Raw genomic sequence first — 13,799 nt, forward strand, 5'->3', positions numbered from 1 at the left:
AGAGTTGCAACCCTTGCGGGAAGTTCAGAACAATTTCCATGCGAGCGATTATGAAAAAACTGCTTTTTCTCCTGACCTTGGTGCCAAGCATCACACAGGCCGAAACCTTTGTCATCGACACCAAAGTCAGCGAAGTCACCGTCTACCCCGAAGGGGCAGAAATCACCCGCACGGGCACCTTTGATATTCCTGCCGGGCGCCACCGCTTGGTTCTATTGGGCATCCCTATCGTAGATTTCGGGGAACAGCTTGCCACTATGAAAATTCAGGCCGATGGACTGACCAAAACAGCGGTTGTTTTGCGCGAAGACGATGTGCCATGGCATGATTATGTCAGTACCGACGTCAAAGCGGCAGAAGACCGGTTCGAGGAGATTGAAACTCAGATCACGGCGGTAGAAGATCGTGCAAATGCGGCTCTAACAAAGGCAAGCGCTGCGGAAACCAAAAGGGATTTCCTTGCCGACCTGGGCGGGAACGAAGGGCTGGCTGGGGCCGACGCAGGTACATTGCGCGACATTGCCCAGATGATCGGTCAGGAAAGCCAATCCGCGGATGCCGCCATTCAGGCCGCCGAGATCGAAGCCCGCAATATCCGGAAAGAACGGGACGCGCTGGAACAGGAACTTGAAGCGGCCAAGGCCGATCTGGCGGCTCTGCTTCCTGAAACCGAAGACCGTTTGTTTCTGGCTGTGGACGTTTCAGCGCAGTCTGATGCCAGTGGCCCGATCACGGTGTCATACCTGAATTTCTACAATGCCAGTTGGAACCCGATCTACGAATTCGATCTGACCACCGGCGACACCCCGGAAGTCGCGATCAGGCGCAATGTGATCCTCAACCAGACAACCGGGGAAAACTGGAAGGACATCGTTTTAAACGTATCGACCTTGCGGCCCGGCGATCAGAACAGTGCGACACAACTGCACCCGAAACGAAACTCTATCCAGGAAAAACGGCAGCCTTTAGAAAGAGCAGCCATTGCCTCTTCGGCTGGCGTAGCACTTGAGGCGCCTGTGGTGGTTGAAGAAACACAAGGTTGGACACCAGGCGAGGCAGTAGATGGCACGGGATTTACCTACACTTTTTCCGATCCCGTTTCGATTGCAAGCGACGAGTATGAAGTTGCGGAATTTCAAATGGACGGCATGACCCAAACGGCCAAGGTCTATGCGCTGGCCACGCCCTCGCGCGACAGTGTTGCATATCGCACGGCGCGCTTTACCAACCCCTATTCGCAAAACCTTCAGGCCTCTCCTATTACGAAATGGCTTGTAGATGGCGTGCTGGTTGCAGTTGGCTATATCGACGAAATCGGCCCGTCGGAAGAGGTCGAGATGGGCTTTGGCCCGATCCATGGGCTTACTTTGGATCGAGTTATCCTGGATCGCAGCAGTGGTGACACCGGGCTTATTTCGCGCTCGAACCAGCGGGTCGAGCGTGCCGAGATTCAGGTGGAAAACCTCACCGAGGAAACATGGCCGCTGCGGATCTATGATCAGGTCCCCTATTCCGAGCAGGAAGATCTGGCGATCACCTGGGCTGCCAAGCCCCGGCCAACGGAAGAGAATGTAAACAATCAGCGCGGCATTCTGGCCTGGGATGTCGAACTGGCACCGGGCCAGTCACAGGTTATCTCGCTCGACACCACGCTCAACTGGCCCGAGGATATGGATTTGAGATAAGCGCAGCCCCTTGCGCCCACGTTGAATAAATCAGCCCCGCGCCCCACATGAGGCACAGGGCGCGCATAACACATCCTCGCGGCGAAATTCCAAGTGGGGCAATTGAGGCAGTACATGACGGTTTTGGCTGGACATAGCTGGTGGCGCATCCTGCTTGCCCTGAGCTGCGTTCTGCTGAGCGTGCTGGTTGCGGCGGGGTTCACCGGTCAGTTCCTGAGCATCGGGGATTCGCTTGCGATCTTGCGCCCACAGGCCGGATTCCTGCTGCTGCTCTGCGCCATCGGGCTCCTGTTTTTGCGGGCCAAGCGAATGGCCCTCTGTGCGGCGGTGTTTTCTGCCATCGCATTTGGCACGATCGCGTGGGGTTTTGTCGGCCCGTCCCGTGACTGCAACGAAAATTGCATAACGCTCTACCAGAAGAACCTGTTGCAACATGGCTGGCCGCGTTCACCGTTGGCCGAGGATATATTGGCGTCAAACGCCGACATCGTGACCTTGCAAGAGGTATCGGCCCACAACCAGGATCATATGGCCGACATGTTTGCGGCCTTTCCAAATCAGGTGGTCTGCCGCTTTGGCCGCGATCAGAATGTTGCGGTCCTGACCCGGCTTGCGGTGGTCGAGGGATCGGAACTCTGCATCAAGGGACGCGGAATAACCGGGGTAAAGGTGTTTGCCCCGGATGGTCAACAAATCTGGGTCGTTTCGCTGCTCCTGCTTTGGCCCTACCCCTACGCACAATCCCGGCAGGCTGAGAAAATTAGCGCCACCCTTGCAGAGCTTGACGCCCCCGTCCTGATCGCTGGGGATTTCAACATGGTGCCTTGGGGGTCCAGTGTGCAACAGATCGCGCAGGCCGTCGGGAATGAGCCGTTCGGCACCATCGAAAACACCCACAGCATCGGAAACTGGGCGGTGCCCTTGTCGATCGACAATCTGCTACTGCCGAAAGGGACACAAGGCACGGTCGAACTGCGTCCCTATCTGGGGTCAGATCACCTGGGAAAGCTTGCGCGTTTTCAACTGAACTAGGTTCGTGGCTCAGCTCTGGCCTTCAACCAAAGTCTTAAGGTTTTCCAACCCGCGCTCGTAGTCGCCGCCAACCCAGTTGTCCATCATCAACCCCATCCAGCGTGACATGGGATTCATACCCAGATCGCTTTCAAACCCCCAGGTCACCTGCGTTTCGCCGCCTTCGGGTTTCAGATCAAAGAGCGCGGTCGCGGTGCCCATGGGTCCAAAATCCAGCGCGGTTCGTACCGTTTGGTTGTCCACGCTTTCGATGATTTCCTGCGACCCGGTACCAACCTGCGGGTTGTCCGAGCTCCAGTTCAACGTGTTGCCAACACCCGCATCCGGGCCCGAATAGGACAGTTTGGTTTCAGGATCACGTGACAGCCAGGGCGACCATTTTTCGGTCTCTTGCATCGAGTTCACGTAGGGAAAGATCGCCTCGGCCGGTGCATTTATGGTGATGCTGCGTGAAACCTCGGCCTTGCCGGGCAGCAGATAAGAGACGCCCACAAGCACAACGATGAGAACCAAAAGAGTGACGAAAATGCGTTTAACAAGCTTCATGGCGCGCTCCGATTCCAAAATCAATGCGCCAAGTCTAACAAAAAACGGCGCAAAATCAGAGCCCTGATCCGCGCCGTCGCAAAATTCGCGTTGTCGGTCTACACCGCGACAAATCTCTTTTCTGCAGGGTCATAGCATTCCAGCCCACCCTCACCGATGTCGGTCCACAGCCCATGCAAGCTGAGCGAGCCGTTTTTCACCGCGTCTGAGACAAAGGGAAAGGTCATCAAATTCTCAAGCGAGGCGACAACGGCCTGCCGCTCGAACTGGCGCGCCTGCTCGGCACTGTCTTCGACATCTGACACAAGCTCGAATTTCGGCTTGAGAATGTCCATCCAGCGGCCAACAAAGCTTTCTTTTGCTTCTAGCTGCGGCGCCTGACCCTTGCACATGTCGATGCAGCCCTGCACGCCGCCGCATTGCGAATGGCCCAACACGATCAGATGCGCGACATTCAGCGCTGTGACCGCGTATTCAATCGCCGCACTTGTGCCATGGTGATCGCCATCTGGGGCATATGGGGGAACAAGGTTGGCGATGTTTCGGTGAATGAAGAACTCACCCTGGTCGGCGCCGAAAATCGAGGTCACATGCACACGGCTGTCACAGCAGGAAATGACCATCGCACGCGGGCGCTGACCCTCGGTTGCCAGACGCCTGTACCAGACTTGATTCTCTGAATAAGTCGTGGCCTTCCAGCCATGATACCGCTGTGTCAGGTAAGCTGGCAAAGGTTTGGCAAAATCCATTCTTTTTGTCCCCGTGTTTCGTCCTGAGCGCCGCTGTAAACTGAATTCACGAAAAATTCGAGACATTATACCACTGGGCGGCAAGGATTTGACAAGGGATAGACTTCAATACTCGGTGCACGCCGTGGGGGCGGATGAATTGGGGTGAACGTGGTGGAGAAGATAACAACACTCGAACAGAAAGAGGCTGTGCGGCTGGATCCGGACCGTCTCAGGGGGCTGTACCAGCAGTTGGGCGATGCCAACGCGATGGATGTGCTGTGCCGTTCGATCGAAGAACTGGCCGTCCGCTTGTCCAATTGCGAGCGGTTCTGGCGGCAACGGGACTGGGACGGGTTGCGCAAATGCGCAAGGTCACTGGTCGAGATGTCGGATCAGGTCGGGATGACCCTTCTGGCCCGCGTGGCGCAGGATGTGGCGCATTCGGTGGATGCCGGCGACATCGTTGCGACCGGCGCGATTCTGGGGCGGTTGATCCGGGTTGGCGAACGATCGTTGACCGTGATCTGGGATCAACACGATCTGTCGGTCTGACAGGGGTTGCGGGCAGAGTCTGGCAGGTTAGTCTTAGCCAGGCCCGACCAAACCGAGACTGTCATGACGCTAACCTTTGCCCTGCCCGATGAACCCACGCTTGCTTTGCATGTGATCGAACAGCCTGATCTTGAGGGGTGGTTGGAGGGTCAGCCCGATGCGGTCAAAAGCTGGGTGGCCGCCAGCGACTTCACCGGTGCCTTGGGGCAGACGCTGTTGCTGCCCGGACCGGATGGCAGGCCCACGGCGGCACTGGCCGGGTATGGCACCGCATCAAAACGTGCGCGCAAACGGTTTCCGCTGGCTGCAGCGGCCGAGGCTCTGCCCGAAGGCGTCTATCACATCGCCTCTGGGTTGGCCGATGAAACGATGGAGATGGAGTGTCTGGGCTGGCTTTTGACTGGCTACGCATTTGACCGGTATGCGACCCAAACAAAGGGAAAAGCCTTTTTGATGGCCCCGGATGGCGTGGATGCAGATCGCGTTGAGACGCTGGCAAATGCCGAAGCCCTGACCCGCGATCTGGTCAATACACCGGCGGCGGATATGGGTCCGGACCAATTGCAAGCCGCGTGCGAGGATCTGGCCCGCGATTTCGGCGCTTCTTGCACCGTGATAGCCGGTGAAGACCTGCTGACACAGAATTTCCCCATGATCCACGCTGTTGGCCGCGCCGCTGAACAAGCCCCGCGGTTGATTGAACTGAACTGGGGCGGTACGGGTCCTGCCCTGACCCTGGTGGGCAAAGGCGTCTGTTTCGATACCGGCGGACTTGACCTCAAACCAGCTGCAGCCATGGGGCTGATGAAAAAGGACATGGGCGGCGCAGCCAATGTGCTGGGGCTGGCCCGGATGATCATGGCCTTGGGGATGGAAATCCGGCTGCGGGTCCTCATCCCAGCCGTTGAAAATGCAGTGGCGGGCAACGCGTTTCGCCCCGGTGACATCCTGACCGCACGCAACGGGTTGACGGTTGAGATCAACAACACCGACGCCGAAGGCCGTTTGGTTCTGGCGGATGCGCTGGCGTTGGCAACCGAGGCAGAACCGGACCTCGTGATCTCGATGGCCACACTCACTGGCGCAGCGCGTGTGGCGGTGGGGCCTGATTTGGCGCCCTTTTATGCAACAGACGATGCCACAGCGGCGGCGGTTCAAAAGGCGGCCCCGCAGGCTGCGGACCCGGTCTGGAGGCTGCCGTTTCACACCCCTTATGAGGCCATGATCGAACCGGGCATTGCCGATCTGGACAATGCCCCGTCCGGTGGCTTTGCAGGATCGATCACAGCTGCACTGTTCCTGCGCCGGTTTGTCGGAGACAGCCGGTACTTGCATTTCGACATCTATGCTTGGCAACGCAGCAAGGAACCCGGGCGCAGCAAAGGCGGATTGGGGCAAGGCCCGCGCGCGTTGCTGGCTGCTCTGCCCGAGATGCTGAACCTATGAGCCAGCGGCGCGTGATACACCCCGTTGTCGACCTGCGGCGCAAACCGAATGGTCCGCGTGCACGGCAAGTGCTGTACGGCGACACCGTAACACTGAACACCCAAGAGGATGACTGGGGTCAGGTCACCTCGGAAAAGGACGGCTATCAGGGCTGGGTCAAGCTTGAGCATCTGGGTCAGATTTCCCCGCAAACCCACTGGATCATTGCACCCGCCTCTCATGTATATGAGCAGGCGGATCTCAAAAGCCCCGATCTGGCCGCGCTGAGTTTTGGAAGCAAGATCAGAGCCTTGTCCGAACAGGATGGGTATCTGGAAACCGAGTTGGGCTTTGTGCCGCGGGTGCACACTGTTCCGGCCTATGCCCGGTTGACCGATCCGGTTGCGATTGCCGAGCAGATGATCGGGACACCGTATTTATGGGGCGGAAACAGCCGGTTTGGCATAGATTGCTCGGGCCTTGTGCAGGCGGGCCTGTTGGCCTGCGGCATCCCTTGCCCCGGCGATAGCGCCGAACAGGAACAGGCCCTTGGGCAGGACATTCCCGCAGGGACACCGTTTCAGCGGGGGGATTTGCTGTTCTGGAAAGGGCATGTGGCCTGGGTCGCCGGGGATAACCTGTTGCTTCACGCAAATGCCCATCACATGGCCGTCGCGTTCGAACAGATGGATCAGGCGATCGAGCGGATCGAGGCACAAGGCGACGGTCCGGTCACGGCGCGCAAACGACTTTAGTCCGGGTCGACCGCCCGGATCAGTTTGCGTTCCAGCACGCGCAGCACCGCGCGCAGATCATGGCCTCGTTTCAGGATGCGCCCGTCCATGCCGACCACGGAATACATGCCCTGCCGCAGGCGCAGGCGTGGATGCTTTTCCACACGGTAGATCGGATGTTCGGCCGTGCGTCTGAAGATCGAAAAAATGGCCACCTCACGCAGGTTCGAAATTCCATAGTCGCGCCATTCCCCGGCGGCGACCATCCGGCCGTATACGGATAGAATTTGAGACATCTCGCGCCGGTCAAAGGCCACCGGCATCTGGGCCGATTGTGAGGGAAACCGGCTGGGAGGCTGCATATTCATAATTTCAGCCTTGCCGGATTTTTCGGATTAATCAAGCCTGCGATGGGTCGAAGGCACCGATTTGGGACAACCCGTTACCGTCGTCCAACTTGCTTGCAGATCAGGATGACCGGCAAAAGCCCGACCGCAAGAATGACCAATGACGGCACCGCCGCCCCCTCAAGCCGCTCGTCCGAGGCCAGCCGGTAGGCCTGTACCGCCAGCGTATCAAAGTTGAAGGGCCGCATGATCAGGGTCGCGGGCAGCTCTTTCATCACGTCGACAAAAACGATCAATAGCGCCGTCAGCAGCGATGGTGTCAGGATTGGAAGGTGTACGCGGCGCAAGGTGCCCAGCGGCGTCTGACCCAGGGACCGGGCGGCAGCATCCATATTTGCGTGAACCGTGCTCTGCCCGCCCTCATAGGCGCTGAGCGCGGCGGCCAGAAACCGCACCATATAGGCGGCCACCAGCAGCCAAATTGAGCCGGTGACCAGCAGCCCGGTCGAGATGTCGAAGGTTTCGCGCATCCAGGCATCCAGCGCATTGTCGAACCCGGCGAAGGGAACGATCAGGCCAACGGCAATTACCCCACCCGGCACGGCATATCCAAGTCGTGCCAGATACCCGGCGGTGGCAGAGCCCCGCCCGGGCCGCAGACGTTGAAAGAACCCCACGCAAATCGCGGCCAGAACGGTGATCACAGCCGCGGTTCCAGCCAGGGTCAGCGAATTGCGAATGAACCCCAGGTATCGCGGCGACAGCAGGTTTTGTTCCGACTCCAGCCCCATCTCGACCAGAATGACAACCGGTAGAAGAAAGCCCAAAACCACAGGCACCGCGCACAGGGTGACCGCGATGACGGCCCAGACGCCCTGCAATTTCGGAGCAGATTGCGCGGGCCCGCGTTTGCCCGCCTGATAATACCGCGCCTTGCCGCGTTGCGACCGCTCGCTGACGGCAAGGATCAGGGCAAAGGCCAACAGGCACAGGGCTAGCTGCGCCGCCGCAGCGCGATCTGCCATGGAAAACCAACTGGTGTAGATCCCGGTGGCAAAGGTTTGCACCCCGAAATAGGCAACGGTACCGAAATCGGCGATCGTCTCCATCACCGCCAGCAGAACCCCACCGGCAATCGCCGGGCGCGCCATCGGCAGGGATACGCGCCAGAAGGCCGACCATGGGCCGTTGCCCAGTGCCCGCGCCGCCAGAAAAGCGGTCGCGCTTTGCTGCAGGAACGCCGCGCGCGCCAGCAGGTAGACATAAGGGTAGAGCACCAGGATCAGCATAACCGCGGCGCCCCCGGTCGACCGGATCTCGGGGAACCAGTAGTCGCGCGGCCCCCAGCCGGTTACATCCCGCAATGTCGCCTGAACGATGCCCGGGTGATCCAGTATGAATGTATAGGCATAGGCAAGCACATAGGCCGGAAAGGCCAGCGGCAAAACCAGCATGATCTCGAACAGTCGAACCCCGGGAAAGCGGGTCATCGTCACCAGCCATGCGGCCCCGACACCGATGGCAAAGGTTCCCGCCGCGACCAGAACCACCAGAACCAGCGTTGTCCACGCATAGCCCGGCAGCACCGTCGCCAAAAGGTGCGAAACCGTATCCGTTCCCCCTGTGACAGCCGCCAGCACGACCGCCACCATGGGCAACACGCAAGCAGCAGCAACCACATAGGCCGCACCCGCGACCAGGCGGGTTCCCATTGCACCGCGATTGCGGGTTCCGTTCTCTGCGTATTCGATATCGGCCATGTGCCCAAGCTGACGCGTTCAGATGACTGCGCCTTTAATCGACCAAATCGCTCGGAAACACCAGTGGCCTGCGCAACAAAGTGATGGGCAGGCCCCCGCGCCGGTTATTCGTAGACGCGCTGATCCTCGATCACCAACCCGTCCTTGGGCAAGGAACCGGGGGCCACGACCTCGATCGCGCCTTTCAGTTTCAGCACCTCAATCACCGATTTGGCATAGGTCATGTCATCGCCGCCCGGGCTTTCGATCTGAACCGTCATGGTGTCCATTTCACCGTGCCGTGCCGCGATGACGCGCGCTTTGACGATCTCGTCATGCTTGTCGACCAGTGCCGCCACCTGTTCAGGACGCACGAACATGCCCTTGATCTTGGTGGTCTGATCCGCGCGGCCCATCCACCCCCGGATGCGCATATTTGTGCGGCCACAGGGCGACTGACCCGGCATGATTGCCGAAAGATCGCCGGTCGCGAACCGGATCAGCGGGTAGTCCGGGTTGAGCGACGTCACCACGACCTCGCCCACATCGCCCGGCGCTACGGGCGTGCCGGTGCCCGGGGTAACGATCTCGACGATGACATGCTCATCAATGATCATCCCCTCCATCGCCGGACTTTCATAGGCGATATTGCCCAGATCGGCGGTTGCATAACATTGCAGGCAGGCAATGCCCCGGTCGGCATAGTCCTGCCGCAGCGACGGAAACAGCGCCCCGCCGCCCACGACCGCGTTGGTGAAACCAAGCGAAACGCCCATCTCCTCGGCCTTGTCGAGGATGATCTTCAGATAGTCCGGTGTCCCTGCATAAGCGGTGCATCCGACATCCCGCGCAGCGGTCACCTGCAGCTCGGTCTGGCCTGTACCCGCGGGCAGAACAGCCGCCCCCACGGCGCGCGCGCCGCTTTCGAAGATCATGCCCGCAGGGGTCAAGTGATAGCCAAAGCAGTTCTGAACGATATCCCCGGGGCCAACACCTGCGGCGTGAAGGAACCGCCCCATGCGCCACCAGTCATGATCGGTGCTGCCCGGCTCATAGATCGGACCGGGCGACTGAAACACATGGTGGAAATGCCGCGCGGGTTTGACGGTAAAACCGCCAAAAGGCGGACGCGCGGCCTGTGCGGCAACCAAGTCTGACTTTCGGATCACCGGCAGATCGACCAGATCTTCGATGGATTTGACAGCATCCACATCGACCTGCGCCATAAAGCTGGCAAACCCGGGGGCCGATTTCGCCTGTGTCAGCTGGGTGCCCAATGCCCGCGCCTGATCTTCGGCACGCTGATCGGCCGAGCGGGTTTCAAGCGTATCAAAATAATTGCTCATCGCCAGATCCTCCATCCGGTTACAGCCACCTTTTGCGGCGACGGTATGAGCGCACATCGCGAAAGCTTTTTCGGCCTTCGTCGGACATGCCAAGGTAAAATTCTTTAACGTCCGGGTTTTCGCGCAGTTCTGCGGCGGGGCCGTCCATCACAACGCGGCCCGATTCCAGAATGTATCCGTAGTGCGCGAACCTCAGCGCCACATTGGTGTTCTGTTCCGCCAGCAGGAACGACACGCCTTCTTTCTCGTTCAGGTCCTTCACGATGCCAAAGATCTCTTCGACCAGTTGCGGGGCCAGACCCATCGAGGGTTCGTCCAATAGGATCGTTTCAGGCCGTGACATCAGCGCACGTCCCATCGCGACCATCTGCTGTTCCCCGCCCGAGGTATAGCCGGCCTGACTTTTGCGGCGTTCCTTGAGGCGTGGGAAATAGGTGTAGACCAGTTCAAGATCCTGCTGGATCGCCGCCGCCCCGTCCTTGCGGGTATAGGCCCCGGTCAGCAGGTTTTCCTCGACCGTGAGGTGTTCGAAACAGTGACGACCTTCCATCACCTGGATCACGCCCTTTTCCACCAGATCAGCCGGGTCGCTTTCGTGTACATTGGCCCCGCGATATTTGATCGACCCTTTGGTGACCTCACCGCGTTCGGAATGCAGCAGGTTCGACACCGCCTTGAGCGTCGTCGTTTTGCCCGCGCCGTTGCCCCCCAGTAGGGCCGTGATACCGCCTTTCGGCACAGTCAGGCTGACACCTTTCAGCACAAGGATCACATGGTTGTAGATCACCTCGATATTGTTGACCTCAAGCAGGGTTTCCGCCTGCACGTCAGTGGTTTGTGCCGCATCCAGCATCAGCGTGTGTCCTCATGCCTGCCCGTTTCGGGCCGTTGGAGAGGAGCGGCGTATTCCGCCGCCCCGAAGGGTTATGTGCTGCCCCGGATCACACCGGGACAGGCCATAGTTTATTCGCAGCGGGACGAGATGTTGTTCTCGGCCGCGTAAGCTGCGGAGTCTTCTTCGATCAGCGCGTTGATCACTTCGGCGTCTGTCGGCTTGAAGTCCTGCACAGGGTTCCAGGTGCCTGCTGCGGCATCCCACTGCACAACACCCACAAGGCCAGGGCCACCGTGGTTTTCACACGAGACGCTGAACTCAGGACCAAACCCGGACATGCCGAGCCCTTCCATCTTGGCGTTGGTCATCTCCAGCGCTTCCATGCCGTCCCGCATCATCGACGCGTCGATGTCTGCGGTACCGTGCATTTCCTGCGCGGTCTTCACCGCTTCGGCAGCCAGCATCGCCGCGTAGAGACCGCGGTTGTACTGAACCGACCCCAGCTGATCACCGGCGCCAGCGGCCTTGCCCGCGTCAACAACGTATTTCTGCAGTTCGTCATAGACAGGGTAATCCATGCCCAGCCCGGTGAAGGTCAGCGCCTTGTAACCGGTTGCCTTTTCACCTGCAGGTTCGACGTCAAATTCGGCACCTGACCACCAGACACCCAGGAAGTTTTCCATCGGGAAGCGGATGTTGGCGGCCTCTTGCACGGCAACCTGATTCATCACACCCCAACCCCACATGATCACATAGTCGGGCTTTTCGCGGCGGATCTGCAGCCACTGCGACTTTTGCTCCTGACCCGGGTGGTCAACCGGCAAAAGGGTCAGGTCATAGCCGTGCTTTTCAGCCAGCGTTTCCAGCGTGCGGATCGGCTCTTTGCCATAGGCCGAGTTGTGATAGACCAGCGCGATTTTCTTGCCGTTCAGGTCTCCGCCGTTTTCATCCAGCAGATAGTTGATCGCGCCAGATGCACCGTTCCAGTAGTTGGCCGGATAGTTGAACACATGGCTGAACACGTCGCCATTTGCCGCCGATGTCCGCCCATAGCCCATCGTGTGCAACGGAATGCCATCTGCGGTCACTTTGGGGATCAGCTGATAGGTGATGCCGGTCGACAGCGGCTGATAGACCAGCGCGCCCTCGCCCTTGGTCGATTCATAGCATTCCACACCTTTTTCAGTGTTATAGCCCGTCTCGCATTCGATCACCCGCGCTGGAACGCCGCCGATACCACCGTCGCGCTCGTTCAGCAGGGTGAAATAATCCGCATACCCATCCGCAAACGGGATGCCACCTGCCGCATAAGGCCCGGTTCTGTAGCTGAGCGATGGGAACACGAGGTCGGCCATCGCCGGGCCTGCGGCCATCAGGGCGCCCAGCGCCAGGGTTGCCATTTTCGTTTTCATCGGGTGTCTCCTCCCTTGGTTGGTCCGATGTTGGGATTCGGGCTTTCGCCGCCCGTCTTTTCTTTGGGCCCGCCCGCTAGTGCGGGAATGGCCAGAGTCTGAGTTTTTCTTTCGCCACGCGCCAAAGCTGCGCCAGCCCGTGCGGTTCGAGGATCAGGAACATGATGATCAGGGCACCAACGATCACAAGGTTCAGGTGCGCCACGATATCCGTGGGCCAGCCCAGAAGGTCCACGCCAAGCAGTTTCAAAACCACCGGCAGCAGAACAAGGAAAGCGGCCCCGGCAAATGAACCAAAGATCGACCCCAGCCCGCCGATGATCACCATGAACAACACCAGGAACGATTTCTGGATACCGAACACTTCGCCCACCTCGACTGCGCCCAGATAGACTGCAAAGAACAGCGCGCCAGATACGCCGACAAAGAACGAACTAACGGCAAAAGCGGTCAGTTTCGCCTTGAGCGGATTGACCCCGATAATCTCGGCCGCGATATCCATGTCCCGGATCGCCATCCATGTGCGCCCTGTGGTGCCACGGGTCAGGTTGCGCGCAATGATGGCGCAGAGGGTCAAGAAGATCAGACAGAACAGATACGTGGCCCATGCCGGTGCGTTCGGCCCGGTGATAATGATGCCAAACACATCTCGTTCCGGCGCGTTGATCTGGCCCGAGGCGGAATAGTTGTAGAACCACGGCACTCGGTTAAACAGCCAGATCAGGAAGAACTGCGCTGCCAGTGTCGCCACCGCAAGATAGAACCCCTTGATCCGTAACGAAGGCAGGCCGAACAGCACGCCGACAAAGGCGGTGATGCCCCCGGCCAGGATCACGTGAATGAACATGCTGACATCCGGGAAGGCTGTCATCAGCTTGTAGCAGGCATAGGCCCCCACGGCCATGAAACCGCCGGTGCCCAGCGAGACCTGCCCGCAATAGCCCACCAGAATGTTCAAGCCGATCGCCGCAATGGCGTAGATCAGAAACGGCAACAGCAGCGCATTCGCCCAGTAGTCATTGATCAGGAATGGAATGACCCCGAACGCCACGGCCAGCACGACGTAATACCGATACCGGTCAAACTTGATCGGAAAAGTCTGGTTGTCGGCGATGTACGAGGTTTTGAAATCCCCGGCCTCACGATAGAACATCTCTTACTTTCCCCATTCTTCCTGCGCCCGGCTTCGGGCGGCTGCATCCAGTTGGTTCGAGCCCTTGGCATATCCGCTCGCCTCGGACGCGCGCACAAGTTTCAGATAGGCCAGCACGCCCATGATCAGCCCGGCAAAGGCCAGGATCGCGGCGACGGTCAGTTGGCCATCGGTCAGATCGTCCGACGTGAGCGCGATATACCCAAAAGCCCAGAACCCGGCCCAGGCAACCACGTTGATGATGGCGATCAGCTTGGTCACG

General features: G+C 59.3%; 14 protein-coding genes. 5 read left to right on the plus strand and 9 right to left on the minus strand.

Annotated elements, in window-relative coordinates; all coding sequences use genetic code 11:
* Positions 1-50 precede the first annotated feature (50 nt).
* Positions 51-1,685, plus strand: coding sequence for a DUF4139 domain-containing protein (locus ACR0AG_RS12320; RefSeq protein ID WP_480839233.1), 1,635 nt, complete (start codon positions 51-53; stop codon positions 1,683-1,685).
* A 114-nt stretch (positions 1,686-1,799) separates the two neighbouring features.
* On the plus strand, positions 1,800-2,717 hold the full coding sequence (locus ACR0AG_RS12325; protein WP_480839235.1) for an endonuclease/exonuclease/phosphatase family protein: 918 nt from the start codon (positions 1,800-1,802) through the stop codon (positions 2,715-2,717).
* 9 nt (positions 2,718-2,726) lie between these two features.
* Here ACR0AG_RS12325 and ACR0AG_RS12330 read toward each other — a convergent pair whose 3' ends face one another.
* Both ACR0AG_RS12330 and ACR0AG_RS12335 read right to left on the minus strand, forming a co-directional pair.
* Positions 2,727-3,263 carry an SRPBCC family protein gene (locus ACR0AG_RS12330; RefSeq protein ID WP_480839237.1) on the minus strand — a complete coding sequence of 179 codons (537 nt, stop codon included), beginning with the start codon at positions 3,261-3,263 and terminating at the stop codon, positions 2,727-2,729.
* Positions 3,264-3,361: 98 nt separating this feature from the next.
* Positions 3,362-4,012, minus strand: a complete 651-nt coding sequence (locus ACR0AG_RS12335; RefSeq protein ID WP_480839239.1) for a carbonic anhydrase — start codon at positions 4,010-4,012, stop codon at positions 3,362-3,364.
* Positions 4,013-4,156: 144 nt separating this feature from the next.
* On the opposite strand from ACR0AG_RS12335, the gene ACR0AG_RS12340 reads away from it, so the two are divergent.
* The 3 genes from ACR0AG_RS12340 to ACR0AG_RS12350 all read left to right on the plus strand — a co-directional run bounded on the left by ACR0AG_RS12340 (position 4,157) and on the right by ACR0AG_RS12350 (position 6,726).
* On the plus strand, positions 4,157-4,546 hold the full coding sequence (locus tag ACR0AG_RS12340) for a hypothetical protein (protein WP_480839241.1): 390 nt from the start codon (positions 4,157-4,159) through the stop codon (positions 4,544-4,546).
* Between the two features lie 63 nt (positions 4,547-4,609).
* Positions 4,610-5,992, plus strand: coding sequence for a leucyl aminopeptidase family protein (locus ACR0AG_RS12345; protein WP_480839243.1), 1,383 nt, complete (start codon positions 4,610-4,612; stop codon positions 5,990-5,992).
* Positions 5,989-6,726: a C40 family peptidase gene (locus tag ACR0AG_RS12350; protein WP_480839245.1), complete on the plus strand. Its 738-nt coding sequence runs from the start codon at positions 5,989-5,991 to the stop codon at positions 6,724-6,726. The genes ACR0AG_RS12345 and ACR0AG_RS12350 overlap by 4 nt, the downstream gene beginning before the upstream one ends.
* Here ACR0AG_RS12350 and ACR0AG_RS12355 read toward each other — a convergent pair.
* The 7 genes from ACR0AG_RS12355 to ACR0AG_RS12385 all read right to left on the minus strand — a co-directional run bounded on the left by ACR0AG_RS12355 (position 6,723) and on the right by ACR0AG_RS12385 (position 13,798).
* Positions 6,723-7,073 carry a DUF2794 domain-containing protein gene (locus ACR0AG_RS12355; protein ID WP_480839247.1) on the minus strand — a complete coding sequence of 117 codons (351 nt, stop codon included), beginning with the start codon at positions 7,071-7,073 and terminating at the stop codon, positions 6,723-6,725. The genes ACR0AG_RS12350 and ACR0AG_RS12355 overlap by 4 nt on opposite strands.
* A 74-nt stretch (positions 7,074-7,147) precedes the next feature.
* Positions 7,148-8,812, minus strand: a complete 1,665-nt coding sequence (locus ACR0AG_RS12360; protein ID WP_480839249.1) for an ABC transporter permease — start codon at positions 8,810-8,812, stop codon at positions 7,148-7,150.
* Between the two features lie 104 nt (positions 8,813-8,916).
* Positions 8,917-10,152 (minus strand): phenylacetate--CoA ligase family protein, encoded by a 1,236-nt coding sequence (locus ACR0AG_RS12365; protein WP_480839486.1) that lies wholly within the window; start codon positions 10,150-10,152, stop codon positions 8,917-8,919.
* A gap of 4 nt (positions 10,153-10,156) precedes the next feature.
* A complete protein-coding gene (locus tag ACR0AG_RS12370; RefSeq protein ID WP_480839251.1) occupies positions 10,157-10,990 on the minus strand; it encodes an ABC transporter ATP-binding protein in 834 nt (277 codons plus the stop codon).
* A gap of 110 nt (positions 10,991-11,100) precedes the next feature.
* On the minus strand, positions 11,101-12,384 hold the full coding sequence (locus ACR0AG_RS12375; RefSeq protein ID WP_480839253.1) for an ABC transporter substrate-binding protein: 1,284 nt from the start codon (positions 12,382-12,384) through the stop codon (positions 11,101-11,103).
* 76 nt (positions 12,385-12,460) lie between these two features.
* Complete coding sequence (locus tag ACR0AG_RS12380; RefSeq protein WP_480839255.1) at positions 12,461-13,537, minus strand: branched-chain amino acid ABC transporter permease; 1,077 nt, start codon at positions 13,535-13,537, stop codon at positions 12,461-12,463.
* A gap of 3 nt (positions 13,538-13,540) precedes the next feature.
* A complete protein-coding gene (locus ACR0AG_RS12385) occupies positions 13,541-13,798 on the minus strand; it encodes a hypothetical protein (protein ID WP_480839257.1) in 258 nt (85 codons plus the stop codon).
* Position 13,799 lies beyond the last annotated feature (1 nt).

The organism is Ruegeria sp. H6, assembly GCF_056532975.1.